Here is a 17,408-nt window from a genome sequence, read left to right as displayed (position 1 = left end):
GAGCGCGCCATGCCGGCGGACGCGCACATCGATGGCTCGTACTGGATGCACGGCACCCCCTCCCCCGAGCGGCCCGCCCTCGCCGACGATCTGACGGCCGACGTCGTCGTCATCGGGGGCGGCATCGCGGGGCTGTGCACCGCCCACGAGCTGGTCCGCGCCGGCCGGCAGGTCGTGCTGCTGGAGGCCGACCGCATCGCCGCCGGTGTCTCCGGCCACACCACGGGCAAGCTCACGGCCCTGCACGGCCTCACGTACGCACGCCTGCGGGACGCCCATGGCGTCCTGGCCGCCACGCGGTACGCCATGGCGCAGCAGGAGGCTCTCGACCATGTCGTCGGCCTGTGCGCCGACATCGGCATCGACGCCGATCTGGAGCGGGCCCCGGCCTTCACCTACGTCACGGACGAGGAACGGTCCGGGGAGGTCCGCGCGGAGGCGGCCGCCGCCCTGGAGGCCGGACTCGACGCCACGTACGTGACGGACACCGATCTACCCTTCCCGGTGGCCGGGGCGGTGCGCCTCGACGGCCAGCTCCTCTTCCACCCGCGCAGGTTCCTGCTCGGTCTCGCCGAGGATCTCGTGGCCCGGGGCGGCATCGTCCACGAACACACCCGGGTCACCTCTCTGCGGGAGCGCGCGGAGTGCGCGCTGACCACGGAGAGCGGAGCGAGCGTCCGCGCCCGGGACGTCGTCATCGCCACGAACTTTCCCCTGAGCGTGCACAGTTCGCTCCTGGCCCGGCTGTCGGTACGCCGTGAGCTGGTGCTCGCCGCCCCGATCGCCACGGCATCGGCGCCCCGGGGCATGTACCTCACGCCCGAGGACCGCACCCGTTCGGTGCGCACCGCGCCGTACGACGAAGGCCACCGGCTGCTGATCGTCACCGGCGAGGCCCACGAGCCCGGTACCGGTCACCCGGGCGAGCGTCTCGAACGGCTCAGCGGGTGGGCCCGCCAGGCTTTCCCGGGCTTCGGCGCGACCGGGCCCGTCTTCCGGTGGGCCGCGCAGGACGTGCGGTCGGTGGACCACCTTCCGTACGTCGGTCATGAGCACCCGGACACGCAGCACGTCTTCGTGGCCACCGGGTTCGGCGGCTGGGGCATGAGCAACGGGGTGATGGCGGGCCGGCTGCTGGCCGCCCAGGTGACCGGTGCCCCGCGTCCGGACTGGACCGAGCTCTTCGACCCGCGCCGCCGGCTGCCGCTGCGGGAGTTCCCCGACGTGGTGCGGGCCCAGGCGTCCGTGGCGCGGCACTTCCTCGCCGGGCGGCGGCCGCGCTGCACCCACATGGGGTGCGAGCTCGGCTTCAACGAGCTGGAGGACACCTGGGAGTGCCCGTGTCACGGTTCGCGTTTCGCGGCGGCCGACGGGCGGGTGCTCCAGGGGCCCGCGACCCGCCCCCTGGAGGAGGCGGGTCCGGTGCGGGACGGTGCGGGCGGGGTCAGCGGCGCAGCGGACCCTCGCAGCTGAAGCCGGCCGTGCCGGCGCGTCCGGTGGACCAGATCTCCACCGGTCCGAAGGAACAGTTCATGTCGTTGAAGTTGTTGCCGCCGCTCCGGCTGCGGTCGAGGACGAAGTAGTCGACGGTCTCGGACATGTCCTTGAACACCTGGTCGGGGTCGGCCGCGTCGGCGAGGCGGGCGGTGATCCGGCCGGTGCAGACGAAGCGCGGCAGCCGGGGGTCGCGGCTGCCGGTGCAGGTGGGTGTGTTGCTCGTGGCGGTGGCGAAGGCGGCGCGTATCTCGGCGGGGGTGGCGTGGCGCAGCGTCGCGGTGGGCTCGTGCCGGGTGTCGGGCACGAACAGCTCGTCGACCCGGGCGATCTGCCGGTCGAGGAAGGCGTCGTACGCGGCCTGCGTCCCGGCGTCCTTGCCGACGCGGTCGCGCCAGGTGTCGTAGCCGCGGACGTCTCCCGCGCGGAGGTGGCCGTACATGGCGCGCAGCAGGGCGGGCCGCTCGGTCCACAGGTACGCGAAGAACGTGCCCGCGTAGGCGTAGAAGCGGAAGCCGTCGCCGTCGTAGGTGGCATGCAGGATCTGATTCACCGTCATGCGCGGGCCGCCCGCGGAGGTGTCGCTGATGACGCTCTCCACGAGTGACTTGCGCACGGCTGTCCCGTCGTCGCGGGTGGCGCCGTCGAAGAACTCCGCCGTGCCCTCGTCCATGGCGGTGGTGCGGTCGTTCTCGTACCACGGGCCCTCGCCGAAGAACCCGGGGACGGCGTAACGCCCGTTGAGGTAGTGGACGTACTCGTGGCGGAAGAGCTCTTCGAGGGTGAGGCTGGAGTCCTGCGGGACGCGCCGCTGGTACGTGTAGAAGGTCGCGCCGCGCTCGATGTAGATGCCGCCGTTGTCGGTCCCCATGCCGGTGAGGATGGGGTGGTACGTCTCGTAGTCCTGCCGTGACGCGTAGAGCACCACGGTGAGCACGGAGTGGGGGTCTCCGGCGAGCGGCTGCTCCGTGCCGAGCACCCGGTGGAACTGGGCCTTGACCTGCTTGCTCGCGTAGTAGAGCTGGTCGACGGTGGCCCGGTCGAGGCCGGTGCGGACCTTGATCCCCCCGTTGTCGTAGGCGTACGTGTGGGGGAAGATCCTCGCCTCGATGTCGGCCTTGCAGACCTTGTACGGGGCGCAGGCGTCGTAGAAGTTGAGCCAGCCCACCAGGGAGGCCCAGGGTGCGCTGCCCGTGCCGAAGCCGGTCTCCACGGGTGCGAGGAGTCCCCCGAGGTCGGCGACGATCCCTGTCCTGAGGGCGTCGATCTGGCCGAAGCGGCCGTACTCGCCGAGGGCATCGCGGACGACCCAGGCGTTGGCGGTGCCCTTCAGGTGCGTGTGGCCGGAGAAGGTCTTGAATGCGGCGCGGTAGGAGGGGTCCTTCGCGACGGCGTCACGGAAGGCGGTGTCCTGGTTGCCGGGGTGGACGCCGAGGTAGTTCACCGAGAGCGCGGCGAGGGCCGCGCCGCCCCAGGCGGGGTCGCCGGCGGTCTGCGCGTGGCCGTCGCCCATGCGGGCGAGGACCGCGGTGATCAGGCCGAGTTGGTGCTGCCGCAGGCCGGGGGCGCTGCCGGTGTAGAGCGCCTCGCGGAGGGTCTGGGCGTTCTGCGGGGTCACGTCGAAGGTGCGCGGGGCGGTGGCGTAGGCGGTGGTGGCGGCGCGCATCGCCTCGACGGTGGGGGCGTCGGTGAGGTCGATCTCGGGGCGGCCGAAGTCGTGGTAGGCGACCGCGTGGAGATAGGTGAACATCTCCAGGAGGTGGGTGGAGTTGGTGCCGTCGTGACCGGCGGCGAGGCCGGTGATCCGGGCGGCGACGGCCTGGACGTGGGCGTCCGACATCACGGGCGCGAGGCGCGCGTCCCAGGTCCAGACGAGTCCGCGCAGGCAGCCGTCGGCCTGGACGGCGGGATCGGCGAGGAAGTCGGCCAGCTGGGCGGGGCTCAGCCGTGTGATGCCGTCGAGCGTGCAGGGAACACCGGCCCGGGTGGTGGCCGCCCGTGCCGTACGGGTCAGGCTCTGAGCACCGGGGCCTTCGCCCTGCACGCCGGGGACACGTCCGGCGGTGACGCCGCGGGGCGCGGCGGCGGGTCCGGTCTTCGCGGCGGGCGCCTGGGCGAGGCGGTCGACCTCGTCGTGCGGGTTCGGGGCGTGGCGCGCCGGGGCCGCGGGGACGGTCGGGGCGGCCTGGGCCGTGCTCCCCGGCGCGAAGCCGGCCGGGGTCCGCACGGGGGCCGCGGCCTGGGCCGAGTATGCGAGCGGGGCGGTGAGGCCGGTCGCGAGGACTGCGGCGAGAAGGGTCGTGCGCACGGTTCTGTGCTGGGACACGAGGTCTCCTGTGATGGGGGGTGGACTTCCTTCGAGAGCAGGGCAGTTGAGGCGATCTTGCCCTGGACATGCCCTGTAACATAGCAATGTGAAATTGCACTGAGAAGCCTTATGCACCGTCAGCTTCTGTAGTCCCTCTCGCGCGAGCCGGGTGGTGCTCCGGGGGCCGAGCGTCAACTGCCCTTTCCCGGCTGGACCCTGCCGGGGGTGATCGGCGCGGGAGGCGCGCAGGCCATGCTCAAGGCCGGGCTCGTGCTGCCCGGCGGACGAGGCGTGGTCGCGGGCAGCGGTCCCCTGCTGCTCGCCGTCGCCTCCTCCCTGGGGTCGCCGCTGGACCGAACAGGCCGCCGAGGCGGGCTGTGGTGCGGTCCTGCTCCTCCCGCCCAACGCCTACACATGCGATGCCACCGCCGTCCGCGCCCACTACGCGGAGGTGGCCTCCGTCGGCCCGCCGGTCGTCGCGTACAACAACCCGCACAACACCAAGGTGGACCTCACCCCCCCTGCTCGCCGCGCTGCACGCGGACGGCCACATCGTGGCGGTGAAGGAGTTCAGCGGCGATGTCCGCCGGGCGTACGAGATCGCCGAACGCGCCCCTGAACTGCCGGCCGTCGGCGACCTGCGCAAGCGCTCCCGGCTCTACGGCCTGACGGCGCTGGACGAGCGGGGCGAGCTGCTGCCCTCCGCCGAGGAGCATCTGGAGCTCCTCGACCTCATGCTGGCCGGCGACGCGATGGGCGCCGAGGCCTGCATGGTGCGCCATCTCAGCCACGTACGGTCCCTGTGGGCGCGGGACGACTCCCGTACGGGGCGGGCAGCGGCGCCGCCCGCTCCGCGCGGCCCCTCCCGGTGAGGCCGGCCTCCGCGGGGAGGCCGTGCCGTCGGGCTTCCTTCGGGGTCGTGCCCCACCATCTGCGGCAGCAGCGGTTGAGGGCGGACTGCTCGGAGAGGGCGAGGAGGCCCGCGATCTGTCCGAAGGGGAGGTCGGTGGCGGTGAGGTAGCGCCGGGCGGCGCGGCGGCGTTCCTCGTCGAGGAGGGCGGCGAACGTGGTGTGCCGCTCCGCGAGCCTGCGCTGGAGCGTGCGGGGGTGAAGGCTCAGCAGGTCGGCGACGGTCGTGACGGTGGGCGTCGAGGTGCCCAGCGACTGGCGGACGGCCGCGCGCACGCGGGTGGGGAGGTCGGGGCTCCCGCCGGGGGTGTGCTCGGCGAGGAACGCGACGGCCAGATCGCGCAGATGGGTGTCGCCGCCGGTGAGCGGGCGGCTTTCGAGGGTGTGGGGCACGCGCAGCAGGGCGGCGGGCCGGCCCGTGCGCACGGGTACGCCGTAGAACTCCTCGTACGCGGACAGGGGCGCGGCCGGGACGTGCGGGAGCTCGACCGTGCGCAGCCCGTAGGGGCCGGTCAGGAACGTGATCGAGCGGTGGATGAAGCCGAGGCTCAGGTCCATCGCCTGCGGCGGGAACTCCCGTCCGGGCGCGGCGCCGAGGCCGAGCGCGACGATCCCCGGTGTTCCGTACGGATCCGGTTCGAGACCGAGCCGCATGGATTCGGTGTGGACGAAGAGATAGCGGACGGTGCAGGCGAGGGCGTCGCCGAGGGTGGGCGAGTTCTGGATGGCGAGGGCCAGGGCGCCGAGCATTCCGAGGTCCTGACGGGACGCCATCCGCAGACCGAGGTCGGGGCAGGCGAGGTCGGCGGCGGCGAGCTCCAGGACCGTGGCCATGGCCTCGTCCTCGACCAGCAGGTCGTCGGAGTCGAGGGCCGCGAGGGGCAGATTCACCCTTCGTACGAAGTCCTCGGCGTCCCCGCCGAGCTCGGCGACGGTCGCGCGGAAGCCCCGGAGCCCGGCCGATCTGATCACTGGCATGTCGCCCAGGGTCAAGAATCTGTCGTACGGAGTCAATTCTTGCTCCGTGTTGCTTCCGACACTAGGAACCATGACGACGAGCTCCGGAACACCGTCCGCGCCCTCCGCTCCGACAGCGCCTGCCACGCCTCCCCTGCCCGAGCACATCGATGTCGTGGTCGTCGGCGCCGGCCTCTCCGGCGTCGGTGCCGGGTACCGGCTCCAGACCGAGTGCCCCGACCGTTCGTACGCGATCTTCGAGGCCCGGCAGGCCATGGGCGGAACATGGGACCTGTTCCGCTATCCCGGGGTGCGCTCCGATTCGGACATGTTCACGCTCGGATATCCGTTCAAGCCCTGGCGGGACTCCAAGGTGCTCGCCGACGGCGCGTCCATCCTCGGCTACATCAAGGAGACGGCGGCCGAGTTCGGTATCGACCGGCACATCCACTACGGCACGCGCGTGCTGGCCGCCGACTGGTCGTCCGTGACGGCCCGATGGACCCTCACGCTGGAGCGTACCGACGCGCACGGCGCGGTCACGCGGCAGACGCTGACCTGCGACTTCCTCTATACGTGCGCGGGTTACTACAACTACGAGCGAGGGCATTCCCCGGAGTTCCCGGGGATCGGTTCGTACGAGGGAGAGGTCGTCCACCCCCAGTTCTGGCCCGAGGCCCTCGACCACACCGGCAAGCGCGTCGTCGTCATCGGCAGCGGCGCGACCGCGGTCACCCTGGTGCCCGCCATGGCCGGGCGGGCCGCGCACGTCACGATGCTGCAGCGCAGCCCCACCTGGATCAGCTCGCTGCCGTCGAGGGACGTGGTGGCCGATGCCGTGCGGGCGGTCCTGCCGGCGAACGCGGCGCACCGGGTGGTCCGGACGAAGAACATCCTGTTCACCATCGGGGTGTACCAGTTCTGCCGCCGCGCGCCGAAGACGGCACGGCGCGTCCTGAGCGGGCTGAACCAGCGTGTCCTGCGGGACAAGGGGCTGATCCGCGAGCATCTGACGCCCCGCTACGACCCCTGGGACCAGCGGCTCTGTGCCGTCCCCGACGCCGACCTCTTCCACGCGCTCAAGAAGGGGGAGGCAGAGATCGTCACCGACCGCGTCGACCGTTTCGTCCCCGAGGGGATCCGGCTGGCGTCGGGCCGTGTGCTGGAGGCGGACGTCGTGGTGACGGCCACCGGCCTGGAACTGCTGGCCTTCGGCGGAATCGAGCCGACGGTGGACGGCCGGCCGGTGAAGCTGTCGGAGCAGTTCGTGTGGCGGGGGACGATGCTCACCTCCGTTCCCAACTTCGCCTTCTGCGTCGGCTACACGAACGCCTCCTGGACGCTGCGCGCCGACCTCACCTCGCGCCTCGTGTGCAAGGTGCTCAACCACATGGGCGGCAGGCGGTACGCGGCGGTGGTGCCGAAGCCGGAGGGTCCGCTGCGCGAGCGCCCTCTGCTCGACCTGGCGGCGGGATACGTCCGGCGCTCGATCGACGCCTTCCCGCGCCAGGGCGACCGGGGCCCGTGGAAGGTCCGCCAGAACTACGTCCTGGACGCGGCGACCACGATGCGCACGAACCTGGACCGCACGCTGGCACCGACCCCGCTGGCGCGGGTGCTCGCGGCGCGTCACGGCGAGACGGGTGCCGCGAGCGTCTCCGGCTGACGTACGACCACAGTTCCGGCCAAAACGGATACAAGGGGTTTTTAGCGCCCCTTGTATCCCTTTTCTCAACTCGGCTGAATTTACCGTAATGACCGATATGGCGCTGCGGTGACATGAATCACGCCGGGGTCGAGGTGATCTCTCGACCCCGGCCGTTCCCTTTCCTTTCAAGGAAGTTCGGCGCGGTGGGGGTGGCGAAGAACCTCTCCCGGAATTCCCCACGAACGCGACGTCTTGTTTCTGTCGACATTTCTCGCCTACGGTCACCTCGACCCGGACGGATCGCCGAATCCTGCCACCGTCCGAAAATGCCGATCATTCACCCGAAGGCAGGAGCGGGGGACCCACTATTCGCCGGTCCGGATTCTCCGGAGCGGCTCGGGGTGAAGTCGCACACGTGCGGCCGGGCATCTCCAGCCCGAACCCGACAGCTCACCCCGCAGGCGCCGGAGAGGAATGCATCATGCCCGCACACGGTAAGCACCGGCGCCCCAAGAGACGTCCCTTGACCCGCGGAATCGCCCTCGCGAGCACGGGTGGTGCCGCGCTGGCCCTGCCCCTGGTCGGCACGGCCACCGCGCACGCGACGCCCGGCACGGCACCCGAGACCGCCCCCGCCGGAAAGACCGTCTTCAGCGCTCCGGCGAAGATCGCGGAATCGATTCCCGCCGCGAAGAACGCCCCCGCCAAGACCTATAAGGTCGTTCGCGGCGACTCCCTTTCGTTGATCGCGCAGGAGCAGAGTGTGCAGGGCGGCTGGAAGGCCCTGTACCGAGCGAATCGCAGCATTGTGGGTGACAACCCGTCACTTATCCATCCGGGCCTGGAACTGACGCTCCGCGGGAAATCCGCCGCGGCTCCCAAGAAGCCCGCGTCCCCGGCCAGTAAGGACGCCGACCGGGCCGACCGCTCGCAGCAGCGGAGCGCCACCCCGGCCAAGGCGGCTCCCGCGAAGCCGGCCCCGGCGAAGGCCGCACCCGCGGCCGCCAAGAGCTACACCAACGACCTCGACGGCTGGATCCGCGAATCGCTGGACGTCATGGCGCAGTACGGCATCCCCGGTACGTACGAGGGCATCCACCGCAACATCATGCGCGAGTCCTCGGGCAACCCGCAGGCCATCAACCTCTGGGACTCGAACGCCGCCAAGGGCACCCCGTCCAAGGGGCTCCTGCAGGTCATCGAGCCGACCTTCCTGGCGTACCACGTGCCCGGCACCTCGATGGACCTCTTCGACCCCATCGCCAACATCACCGCGGCCTGCAACTACGCCGCGGACCGCTACGGCTCCATCGACAACGTCAACGGACCCTACTGATCGCCGGCGCGTCACTCGGGCGAAGCCCCGGCCCCCTCTCGGGGCCGGGGCTTCGCCGTCCGGCCTCGGGCCGCGCGGCCATGACGCGAGGGCGTCAGGGACGGCCGGGGCTCGATCCGCGCGCGGTACGGTTGCGCTCCAGGCAGGCGATGACCTCCTCGTCCGGGGTCTGCGAGAAGTCCTGGTAGAACTGGCCGATCGCGTAGAAGACCTCCGGCTCGTACACGCTGACCGTCTCGTCGGCCTCCCCGCCGATCCGCTCCGGCCAGCCCTGCGGCGCGACCGGCACGGCGAGGACGATCCGCGCGGCTCCCCGTGCGCGCACGACCCGGCAGGCGGCCAGCGCCGTGGCGCCCGTCGCCAGGCCGTCGTCGACCACCACGGCCGTGCGGCCGTCGAGGCGGGCCGGGCTCAGCGTCCCGCGATAGCGCTGGGCCCGCTGCCGCAGCAGCTCCCCCTCCCGCTCCTCGACGGCGGCGAGGTCACGGTCGGAGACGCCGGTCTCGGCCAGCACGCGCGCGTTGACGACCCGCACGCCGCCCTCCCCGATGGCGCCCATGGCGAGTTCCGGCTGGAAGGGCACCCCCAGTTTGCGTACGAGACAGACGTCCAGGGGCGCCCCGAGGGCGTCGGCGACGTGTTCGGCGACCGGCACGCCGCCGCGCGGAAGCCCCAGGACCACGACGTCGTGGCCCTTGAGATGGTCCAGGCGGGCGGCGAGTCGCCGTCCGGCGTCCGTACGGTCGGTGAAGTACATGTCCCGCTCGTCTCCCTGGTCGGAGCGTGCGCGCGGCCGGTGCCGAGTGCGGCCCCTAGGCGGGGCGCGCGACGAGGGTTCCGTCCTGGTCGAGGGTGACCTGCGCGCCGTAGGGCCGGCTCGTCCGGCCGAGAACGTCGTGGAGCCACCGCGCATCCCGGCCGGGGGCGTGCTCCAGCCGCATGCGCCGGGCCCGCAGAGGAATGATGCGCACCTCCTGGAGTCCGCCGTCTTCGGGCCTCACCGACGCGATGTACAGCAGCCGCAGGTCGTCGCGGTACTGCTCGTAGCCGGTGATGCCCTCGTAGTCGTTGATCAGGTCGCCGCAGCCGTGGAGGACGAGTCTGCCCCGGTACACCTCCACGGGCCGGGGATGGTGTGAGGAGTGCCCGTGGACGATGTCGGCTCCGCTGTCGATCAGGGCGTGGGCGAAGTCGACGTCGGCGCGCGAGAGGGCGTAGCCCCAGTTCGAGCCCCAGTGGACCGAGACCACGACGATGTCGCCCGGGCTCTTGGTCTCCCGTATCCGGGCGGCGAGGCGCTTCGCGGTGGTGTCGGCGGGTCCGGCGGCGAAGTGGACGCCCCCGAGCTCGGCCGTGGCGGCCCAGTGGCGAGGGATGCCGCTGGAGGCCATGCCCAGGGCGTGGACGACGAGCCGTCCGCCCCCGGGGAGGCCGACGACGGCGGGCCGCCCGGCCTCCTCGGCGTTCCGGCCCGCTCCGGCCGTGCGCAGTCCCCCACCGGCGAGGGCGGCGAGGGTGTCGTCGAGCCCGCCGCGGCCCAGGTCCAGGACGTGGTTGTTGGCCAGGACGCAGACGTCGGGGCGGACGGCCGTCAGGCTCGGCAGGTTCTCCGGGTGCATCCGGTAGTGGACGGCCTTGCCGGGAGCGAACGCGTCGTGCGTGGTGACGGCCGTCTCCAGGTTGGTGAGCCGCACGTCGGGCGCGGCGGCGTCGAGGGCGTCGAGCGCGACGCCCCAGGGGTAGGCGAAGTCCACACGGTGGGGGATGGGGCCGTTGACCGCCTCGGCGAGCGCCACATAGGAGCGTGCATCGTGCATGTAGCGCTCGCGGAGGGCGGGGTCGCCGGGATGGGGAAGGATCTGGTCGACCCCGCGGCCGAGCATCACATCGCCGCAGAGGAAGAGTCCGACCAGGTCACTGCCCATAGACCCAGGGTAGACGCGGTGGTGTGGGGCGGCCGGGGCTCAGCGCGGGGCCGGGGGCTTCGACGTCGGCGACGGCGGCTGCGAGGTCGGCGGTGACTGCACCGCCGGGAGGTCGTACACGTGCTCGGGGCTCACGATGCGGGTGATCGCCCGGCCGAAGAGCGTGCTCGGTTCCTGCCCGTCGTGGTTGGTGTCCGTGTTCAGCAGGACGACCATCGTGGCCTGCGCCTCGGGCAGGTAGACGGTCAGCGACTCGTAACCGGGCAGCGAGCCGTTGTGACCGATCCAGCCCTCGACGTTGAAGATGCCCAGACCGTAGCCGGTGCCGGCCAGGTCCGTCCCCCCGACCTTGAGGCGCTGCTCCTGGGTCTCCGGGGTGAGCAGGGTGCCGGTGGCGACGACCCGTGCCCAGGTCCGCATGTCCCGCAGGTCGGAGATCATCGCTCCCGCCGCCCATCCCCAGGAGGGGTTCCAGTCCGTGGCGTCCTCGGTCTTCCCGGTGGCCGTCTGATCGGTGTAGCCGTGGGCGTGCGGGCTGGGGAACTCGGCACCGGTCGGGAAGATCGTGTGCCGCAGTCCGGCCGGCTCGATGACGTTCTCCTGGACGAACTCGTGCAGCGGCTGCCCGCCGGCCTTCTCCACGACGAGCCCCAGCAGGATCGTATTGGTGTTGCAGTACTCGAAATCGGCGCCCGGCTGGAAGTTCACCGGATGCTTGAAGGAGAAGTCGAGCAGCTCCTGCGGCGTGAAGGACCGGTCCGGGTCGGAGGTCAGGGCTTTGTAGAACCCTTCGTCCATGGAGTAGTTGAACAATCCGCTGCGCATGCCGGCGAGTTGGCGCAGCGTGATGCGATCGCCGTTGGGGACGCCGTCGACGTACTTGTCGATCGGATCGTCCAGTCCCACCTTGCCCTGGTCGACCAGTTCGAGCATCGCCGTCACGGTGAAGGTCTTCGTCTCGCTGCCGATCCGCATGTAGAGGTTCGGGTCCATGGGGACCTTGGTGGCCTTGTCGGCGACCCCGAACGCCTTGATGTAGTTGCCCTTGCCGGGTGCGGACAGCGAGACCATCACGCCCGGCACCCCGGCCTCCCGCATGACCTGCTGGATCGCGGTGTCCAGGCGGGCGGCGACGGCCGGGGTGAGCTCGGTGAACTCGCCGTCCGTGACGTCGGGGACGGGCGCCGGGGCGTTGTACGGGGTGGCGGAAGCGCTGTACGGGAGGGCGGGGGCGGAGAGGGCCGCTCCGGCGGAGGCGGGGACGGCCAGCATGCCGGTCGCGGCCAGAACCACGCAGACCCGGCGCCACCGCGCTCGCGAGGGCGCGTGCGTGTGTGAGGGCGCGTGCGCCTGTGAGCGCGCGTGCGCTTGTGAGTACCTCACGGCAGGCCTCCCGCCGGACGAGGGCTACTCCCCCGTCCAGGCTAGGCCGGACCGGCGGGCCGTGCACGACGAGGACCGTCGGCCCGAGTGTCGGACCCCTGCACTACGTTGCGCCCATGACTTCCTACGTACTGGTGGCAGGCGCGTGGCTCGGAGCGTGGGCGTGGGACGAGGTGGTGCCGGAGTTGCGGGCGGCCGGCCACGACGCCCGTGCGGTGACGCTGTCCGGGCTCGCGGAGCGGAAGGGCGTGCCCGCGGGGCAACAGACCCATGTGGAGGACATCGTGGGGGAGGTCGAGCGGCTCGGGCTGCGGGACGTCGTCCTCGTCGGCCACAGCTACGCGGGCATCCCTGTCGGACAGGCCGCCGAGCGGATCGGCGACCGGCTGGCCCGGGTGGTCTTCGTCGACTCCGCCGTGCCGACGCACGGCGCGTCGATGTCCTCCGCCTGGTGGCAGGGGCAGGCGGCCTTCGAGGCGGCGCTCGCCGAGAACGACGGGTTCTGGATACCGACCGCCCCCGAATTCGCCGGGCAGGATCTCACCGACGAGCAGATCGACGGGATCGTCGGCAGGGCCACCCCGCAGCCGGGCGCGACGGTCACCGAGCCGGCCGTCATGGAGCGGTCGATCGGCGAGCTCCCGGCGACGTACGTCAAGTGCCTGCTCGACGGGGCCGAGCCGAGCGACGACGTCGCGCAGCTGCTCAAGAGCGAGCGCTGGCAGCTCGTGCGGATGACCACGGGCCACTGGCCCATGTTCTCCCGGCCGCACGAGCTGGCCCGGATCCTCCTCGACGCGGCCTCGGGCGAGACCGCCCGGACATGACACGGCCCCGACCGCGGCCGCCCGGACACGACACCCCTAGAAGTTCCCGTAGTTGACCTGCCAGGTCGGCAGGCCCATGCGGCGCCAGAGGGCGACCACGCGGTCGCGGTCGTCGAGGGAGACCCGTACCGCGTACCGGTTCCGCACGTGCGCGTCGAAGAGCTCGGCCTTGACGATGTCGTCGCTGCGGCCGTCGTCCGAGGCCCGCATCCACAGCTCGTCGTAAGGCACTTCATGGCGGGCGAGCCATGCCTCGGTCATGGGCCGGTGGTCCTCGCTACGGCCGGAGACCAGCACGATCGTGTCGTTCTCGGCGGCGCGGAAGGCGCGCAGGGCCTGCCGCACCGAGACGTTGATCAGGTCGAGGTCGCAGCGCGAGAAGTCGTACGGACCGCGGTCGCCGCGCAGCGCGAGCGTGCCGTCGATGTCGCACATCACCGCGGACGGCAGCGCCGGATCGGGGACGTAGGGCGTGGCCGACGGCCGGGTGCTCAGCCACTCGGCCGTCAGCCGCCAGCCGCCGCGGGTGGCCTTGGCGTGCTTGTCGGCGAGGATGCGGATGATCTCCTCGCCGACGGACCGCTCGCGCGCGGCGTCGCGCCGTACGCATTCCTCGACCGGCACCTCGGTGAAGTCGTGCACGACGAAGCCGGCGTCGAGGCCGGTGACGGCGGCGATGAGCCGCCTGGGGATGTGCGGGGTCAGGTGCGTGTTGTCGACCACGACGTCGAAACCGCCCTCGACGGCGGAGCGGACGGCCGCGTCCTGGATGTCGAGGACGGTCCGCTCGTGCGCGTGCGAGCGGCCGCGCTCGGGGTCCGGGACGTCGAGCATGGTGCGCAGGTCGTCGAGGTTGACGCGGCGCATCCGGCCCCCGGACTCCGCCTGGAGGCGGCGGGCGGCCGTGGTCTTTCCCGAGGCGGGAAGGCCCGTCATGACGTGTACCACGGGCACGGTTCAGTTCTCCTCGTCGGTCGTGAAGGGGTCGGTCGCCTCGGGCCTGACGGCACGCCAGACGACCAGGTCGGTGGGTCGTCCGTCGAGGCGCAGGAACATGGCCGCGCGGACGTCCCGGTCGACCGGGAGCGCCTTGACCGCCCGGGCGAAGGCGCCCCGGTCCCCGGCCAGGTGGGCGACGCACGTGTACGCCTCGTCGATGGCGCGCTCGCGGGCGGCCGCCTCGTCCTCCAGGCGGGCGATGACTCCGCGCACCCAGGTGTCGAACTCGTCGGGCACCTGCTCCAGCAGGGCGTCCAGCGGCCGGCCGCCCGCGCTCCTGATGCCGCCGAGTTCGGCGACGGAGCACCCCAGTCCCTGCGCCAGCCGTTTGACGGACATGCCGGCGAATCGCTGGATGCCGTGGCTGCGCCAGATGTCCCGCTCGGTGACCCCGGTCAGGACCTTGTGGAGCCGTACGTACTCGCTCAGCTTGGCCTTCGCCCGCACTCCCGAGGCGTACCGCAGGACGAAGCCCTCGGCGTCGGTCCCGGTGGCGGCGCGGCCGCCGGGCAGCGTGTTCGACTCGGTGAGAGTGACCAGTTCGGCGAGGGACATCGCGGGCCAGGTCCGTACGACCGATCCGATCTCCGTCCAGTCGGCGGCTGCCTCGGCCAGGGCCAGCTCCGTGCCGTCCGGGCCGAAGGCGGCGAGCAGGACCAGGTCCCGGCGGTCGCCGTAGTCGACGACGATACGGTTCTGCGGGTAGACGATCTCCGCGAGGTAGGTGACTCCCGGCGTCAGCGCGCGGGTGTCCCGGGCGTCGAGCCGGCGCTGCGCCCAGGTCGCCTGTGCGCTGCTGAAGGACCCCTTGGACGCCACCCGCCAACGGCCCGCGTAGTGGAAGACCACCGCGAGGCTGCCGTCGACCTTGTCGTAGACGTCGAACGGCTCGTCGGGCAGCGCGGGCGCGTAGGGCTGTCCGGACGCGTGCTCACCGATGTTGAAGAACTTGGGCAGCGGCAGGGCGACGACCGCCCCGGTCGTGTCGTCGGCGACGAGTCCGCGGCAGCGCGTGGTCACCCGGTTCCAGATCCGCTCGTACTGGCAGGTGCGCGTGTACGTGTAGATCGACAGCGGCAGTTCGGGGTGTGCCTTGCGGGTCACGTGTCCGGCGTCGATCGCGGCCGTCAACTCCTGCGGCGGCAGCAGCTCGTGGAGAGTCAGGTACGCCTGGCTCATGGGTTCCTCCTGGTCGGTGGTGGCCCATTCTCACCTGCGGAGGCCTCGAGCCGACAACGCTTTTCCCGGCGCCTGGGAGGAGGGGTGCCCGGCCGTGCGCCCCTCCTCCCTCTCACCGACCCGGGGTGGTTCCAGCGCCGACTTACGACTGCTGTGCGCCGTCCTCGCGCGGGAGCACCGGCATGCCCAGCGACCTGACGAGTGCGGTCAGTTCCGCACGGAAGAGCTTGTCCGGGCTGACGGTCTGCGAGCGCAGGTGGCCGTAGACCTCCAGGGAGACCAGGCCGTGCACATGCCCCCAGATCCGCAGGGCCAGGGCCACTCCGGCGGGCGGGAGCCCGGGGAAGGCCGGTCGCACCTTGGCGAGCAGGCCCGGATCGAAGTCGGGCCAGTCGAACGCGTCGTCGGGGTAGAGGTGTGCGGCGTACGGCCAGGCCGCGTCGGCGAGCCCGGCGAGGCCCGTACAGACCCCGCGGGGCTCGGCCGGACCCAGGATGGAGGAGAAGGCGAGCGGACCCGTGAGGCGCTCGCGGCGGCCGGAGCGGATCGGCCGCCTCCGCCCACCGCGAAGGGACGACGTCCGTGCTGTTGACGGCCACGCGAAGGAGAACGTCCATGGACACGAACGACCTGCTGCTGCTCGCGGCGGCACGCCGCGGGGACACCCTCGGGGTCCGTGCCGCGCTCGAGGCCGGCGCGGACGTGGAGTGCCGTGACGCCGAGCAGCGCACCCCGCTGCTGCTGGCCGCGCGGGCGGACCAGGTGGGCGCCGCGGAGATCCTGGTCGAGGCGGGCGGGGACCCCGACGCACGGGACGGCCAGGACGACACGCCCTGGCTGGTCACGGGAGTCACGGGCAGTGTGCGCATGATGCGCGTCCTGCTGGCGGCGGGCCCCGACCTGCGTCTCACCAACCGCTTCGGCGGGACCTCGCTGATCCCGGCCGCCGAACGCGGCCACGTCGCGTACGTCCGGGCGGTCCTGCGCGAGACCGACATCGACGTAGATCATGTCAACCGGCTCGGCTGGACCGCGCTGCTGGAGGCGGTGATCCTCGGCGACGGTGGTCGCGCGCACGAGGAGATCGTCGAACTGCTGATCACCGCCGGGGCCGACCCCCAGCTGGCGGACCACGACGGCACGACGCCGCTCCATCACGCGCGCCGACGCGGCTTCGGCCGGATCGCCGGGCTGCTGGAGGCCGCCTCGGCGCGCGCCGGCTCCCGGGGACGGGAGACGCCCCGATGAGGCCCCGCCGCCGCCCGGGACGCCCGGCGCCTCGCCGTCGGGGAACGCCCGCTCGGCATCGCGGTCCTGCGTAGCCCCTGACCTGGGAACCGGTTCCGCCCGCGCCGCGTCCTCGGTCCGGGAAGGGGTGCGATGGAGACGATTCGAAGGACGCGGGGGCTGGTCACCGGGGCGGTGCTGGCCGTCGTCGGCGGACTGCTGCTGTTCGCCTCCGCCGTGCCTCGCCTGCCGGGAAACGTGATGAGCCTGGTGGAGACCTTCCTGCCGTGGCTCGGCCTCGCCGTGCCGGTCGGGCTGATCGTCGCCGTCGTCCGCCGGTCGGCCGTCGCGGCGGTGGCGTCTCTGCTCGTCGCGGCCGTCTGGGTGGGGGTGTTCCGGGCGCCGCTGCCGCTCTCGGCGTCCGCCTCACCGGAGACGTACGACATGACCGTCGTCCAGCACAACGTGAGCGACGAGAACACCAGCCCGTCCCGTGTCGGGCGCATCCTGCTCGCCCCGGACCCCGACGTCATCGCGCTGCAGGAGCTGACGGCGTCGAGCCTGCCCGCGTTCCGGATCGTCCTCGGCCCGACCCATCCGCACCACGCGACGGTGGGGACGGTCGGGCTGTGGTCGAAGTATCCGCTGACGGACGTCGCCCGGGTCGACATCAAGCCGCGTGAGGTCGGCGACGGCTGGGACCGCGGGCTGCGCGCCGTCGTCCGCGGCCCGCACGGCGAGGTGGCGACCTATGTGGCGCACCTGCCGTCGGTCCGGGTGCGGCCGGCCGAGGGGTACGCCACGGGGTGGCGCGACGAGAGCGCCGGCCGGCTCGGTCGCGCGCTCGCCGCGGACGGGTCACCGACGGTGCTGGTCCTCGGCGACCTCAACGGCACCGCCGACGACCGGGGACTGGCCCCCGTCATGCGACAGGTACGCGGCAGCCGCGGCGAGTTCGCCTTCAGCTGGCCGGCCGGCGTGCCCCTCGCGCGCATCGATCACGTGCTGGCCCGCGGCGCCGAGGTCACCGCGACGTGGACGCTGCCCGACACGGGCAGCGACCATCTGCCGGTGGCCGCGCGCGTGCGGTTCTGACGACATCGCGGCGCGACCGGCGGCCGAGGCCGCGCCCCACGGCGCCGGTCGCGCGCCCGTCATCCGGTCGGTCGCCCCGGTTGGCCGGTCGCACCCCAAGAAGGGAGGCTGGTCCGGGCGC

The 17,408-nt window shown here is 72.2% G+C and carries 13 protein-coding genes, 4 pseudogenes and 1 riboswitch; of the genes and pseudogenes, 9 read left to right on the top strand and 8 right to left on the bottom strand.

The annotated features are described in order from the left end of the window. Positions 1 to 9: 9 nt before the first annotated feature. On the top strand, positions 10 to 1,473 hold the full coding sequence (locus tag ACFYV5_RS30610) for an FAD-dependent oxidoreductase (protein WP_389173707.1): 1,464 nt from the start codon (positions 10 to 12) through the stop codon (positions 1,471 to 1,473). Here ACFYV5_RS30610 and ACFYV5_RS30605 read toward each other — a convergent pair. After that, positions 1,445 to 3,820, bottom strand: coding sequence for a collagenase (locus ACFYV5_RS30605; RefSeq protein ID WP_389173705.1), 2,376 nt, complete (start codon positions 3,818 to 3,820; stop codon positions 1,445 to 1,447). The genes ACFYV5_RS30610 and ACFYV5_RS30605 overlap by 29 nt on opposite strands. A 156-nt stretch (positions 3,821 to 3,976) precedes the next feature. Here ACFYV5_RS30605 and ACFYV5_RS30600 point away from each other — a divergent pair. From ACFYV5_RS30600 to ACFYV5_RS30590, 3 pseudogenes are all read left to right on the top strand, one after another. Next, positions 3,977 to 4,145 (top strand): annotated as a pseudogene (locus ACFYV5_RS30600) (FAD/NAD(P)-binding oxidoreductase); the annotation flags it as partial. Next, positions 4,146 to 4,425 (top strand): annotated as a pseudogene (locus ACFYV5_RS30595) (dihydrodipicolinate synthase family protein); the annotation flags it as partial. A 6-nt stretch (positions 4,426 to 4,431) separates the two neighbouring features. Then, positions 4,432 to 4,674, top strand: a pseudogene (locus ACFYV5_RS30590) (FCD domain-containing protein); the annotation flags it as partial. Here ACFYV5_RS30590 and ACFYV5_RS30585 read toward each other — a convergent pair. After that, the gene (locus tag ACFYV5_RS30585; protein ID WP_389173703.1) at positions 4,586 to 5,689 is read right to left on the bottom strand and encodes an AraC family transcriptional regulator ligand-binding domain-containing protein; all 1,104 of its coding nucleotides are present in this window, start codon (positions 5,687 to 5,689) and stop codon (positions 4,586 to 4,588) included. The pseudogene ACFYV5_RS30590 and the gene ACFYV5_RS30585 sit on opposite strands and share 89 nt — an antisense overlap. 70 nt (positions 5,690 to 5,759) lie before the next feature. Here ACFYV5_RS30585 and ACFYV5_RS30580 point away from each other — a divergent pair, with 70 nt between their 5' ends. Continuing rightward, entirely contained in the window at positions 5,760 to 7,334 is a 1,575-nt protein-coding gene (locus ACFYV5_RS30580) for a flavin-containing monooxygenase (RefSeq protein WP_389173701.1), read from the top strand. 299 nt (positions 7,335 to 7,633) lie between these two features. Next, positions 7,634 to 7,793: riboswitch (cyclic di-AMP (ydaO/yuaA leader) on the top strand. Positions 7,794 to 7,797: 4 nt separating this feature from the next. Then, positions 7,798 to 8,652, top strand: coding sequence for a transglycosylase SLT domain-containing protein (locus tag ACFYV5_RS30575; RefSeq protein WP_389173699.1), 855 nt, complete (start codon positions 7,798 to 7,800; stop codon positions 8,650 to 8,652). Positions 8,653 to 8,761: 109 nt separating this feature from the next. Here ACFYV5_RS30575 and ACFYV5_RS30570 read toward each other — a convergent pair. From ACFYV5_RS30570 to ACFYV5_RS30560, 3 genes and pseudogenes are all read right to left on the bottom strand, one after another. Next, positions 8,762 to 9,409: pseudogene (locus ACFYV5_RS30570) on the bottom strand (phosphoribosyltransferase); the annotation flags it as partial. Between the two features lie 55 nt (positions 9,410 to 9,464). Next, positions 9,465 to 10,577, bottom strand: a complete 1,113-nt coding sequence (locus tag ACFYV5_RS30565; protein ID WP_389173697.1) for a CapA family protein — start codon at positions 10,575 to 10,577, stop codon at positions 9,465 to 9,467. Between the two features lie 39 nt (positions 10,578 to 10,616). Continuing rightward, on the bottom strand, positions 10,617 to 11,849 hold the full coding sequence (locus tag ACFYV5_RS30560; protein WP_389174003.1) for a serine hydrolase domain-containing protein: 1,233 nt from the start codon (positions 11,847 to 11,849) through the stop codon (positions 10,617 to 10,619). A 227-nt stretch (positions 11,850 to 12,076) separates the two neighbouring features. On the opposite strand from ACFYV5_RS30560, the gene ACFYV5_RS30555 reads away from it, so the two are divergent. Then, positions 12,077 to 12,787: an alpha/beta fold hydrolase gene (locus tag ACFYV5_RS30555; RefSeq protein WP_389173695.1), complete on the top strand. Its 711-nt coding sequence runs from the start codon at positions 12,077 to 12,079 to the stop codon at positions 12,785 to 12,787. A 36-nt stretch (positions 12,788 to 12,823) separates the two neighbouring features. Here the strand turns inward: ACFYV5_RS30555 and ACFYV5_RS30550 are convergent, their stop codons facing one another. The 3 genes from ACFYV5_RS30550 to ACFYV5_RS30540 form a co-directional block, all read right to left on the bottom strand. Beyond that, positions 12,824 to 13,741 carry an AAA family ATPase gene (locus ACFYV5_RS30550; protein ID WP_389173693.1) on the bottom strand — a complete coding sequence of 306 codons (918 nt, stop codon included), beginning with the start codon at positions 13,739 to 13,741 and terminating at the stop codon, positions 12,824 to 12,826. A gap of 3 nt (positions 13,742 to 13,744) precedes the next feature. After that, a complete protein-coding gene (locus ACFYV5_RS30545) occupies positions 13,745 to 14,965 on the bottom strand; it encodes an RNA ligase (protein WP_389173691.1) in 1,221 nt (406 codons plus the stop codon). 142 nt (positions 14,966 to 15,107) lie between these two features. Beyond that, complete coding sequence (locus ACFYV5_RS30540) at positions 15,108 to 15,617, bottom strand: TetR-like C-terminal domain-containing protein (protein WP_389173689.1); 510 nt, start codon at positions 15,615 to 15,617, stop codon at positions 15,108 to 15,110. Between ACFYV5_RS30540 and ACFYV5_RS30535 the strand changes: the two genes are divergently transcribed. Continuing rightward, complete coding sequence (locus tag ACFYV5_RS30535) at positions 15,581 to 16,213, top strand: ankyrin repeat domain-containing protein (RefSeq protein WP_389173687.1); 633 nt, start codon at positions 15,581 to 15,583, stop codon at positions 16,211 to 16,213. The genes ACFYV5_RS30540 and ACFYV5_RS30535 overlap by 37 nt on opposite strands. A 132-nt stretch (positions 16,214 to 16,345) precedes the next feature. Next, the gene (locus ACFYV5_RS30530) at positions 16,346 to 17,287 is read left to right on the top strand and encodes an endonuclease/exonuclease/phosphatase family protein (protein WP_389173685.1); all 942 of its coding nucleotides are present in this window, start codon (positions 16,346 to 16,348) and stop codon (positions 17,285 to 17,287) included. The last annotated feature ends 121 nt before the right edge of the window (positions 17,288 to 17,408 follow it).

Origin of the sequence: Streptomyces sp. NPDC003035, assembly GCF_042888285.1 — a bacterium.
In the GTDB taxonomy this organism is placed as follows: Bacteria; Actinomycetota; Actinomycetes; order Streptomycetales; family Streptomycetaceae; genus Streptomyces.
This window is presented reverse-complemented; position numbering and strand designations above follow the sequence as displayed.

What these genes read in the sequence shown, in the direction of transcription:
- ACFYV5_RS30555 (WP_389173695.1), top strand. Translation starts at nt 12,077, where the DNA reads ATGACTTCCTACGTACTGGTGGCAGGCGCGTGGCTCGGAGCGTGGGCG.
- ACFYV5_RS30610 (WP_389173707.1), top strand. Translation starts at nt 10, where the DNA reads ATGCCGGCGGACGCGCACATCGATGGCTCGTACTGGATGCACGGCACC.
- ACFYV5_RS30565 (WP_389173697.1), bottom strand. Translation starts at nt 10,577, where the DNA reads ATGGGCAGTGACCTGGTCGGACTCTTCCTCTGCGGCGATGTGATGCTC.
- ACFYV5_RS30575 (WP_389173699.1), top strand. Translation starts at nt 7,798, where the DNA reads ATGCCCGCACACGGTAAGCACCGGCGCCCCAAGAGACGTCCCTTGACC.
- ACFYV5_RS30585 (WP_389173703.1), bottom strand. Translation starts at nt 5,689, where the DNA reads ATGCCAGTGATCAGATCGGCCGGGCTCCGGGGCTTCCGCGCGACCGTC.
- ACFYV5_RS30545 (WP_389173691.1), bottom strand. Translation starts at nt 14,965, where the DNA reads ATGAGCCAGGCGTACCTGACTCTCCACGAGCTGCTGCCGCCGCAGGAG.
- ACFYV5_RS30530 (WP_389173685.1), top strand. Translation starts at nt 16,346, where the DNA reads ATGGAGACGATTCGAAGGACGCGGGGGCTGGTCACCGGGGCGGTGCTG.
- ACFYV5_RS30560 (WP_389174003.1), bottom strand. Translation starts at nt 11,849, where the DNA reads ATGCTGGCCGTCCCCGCCTCCGCCGGAGCGGCCCTCTCCGCCCCCGCC.
- ACFYV5_RS30535 (WP_389173687.1), top strand. Translation starts at nt 15,581, where the DNA reads ATGGACACGAACGACCTGCTGCTGCTCGCGGCGGCACGCCGCGGGGAC.
- ACFYV5_RS30580 (WP_389173701.1), top strand. Translation starts at nt 5,760, where the DNA reads ATGACGACGAGCTCCGGAACACCGTCCGCGCCCTCCGCTCCGACAGCG.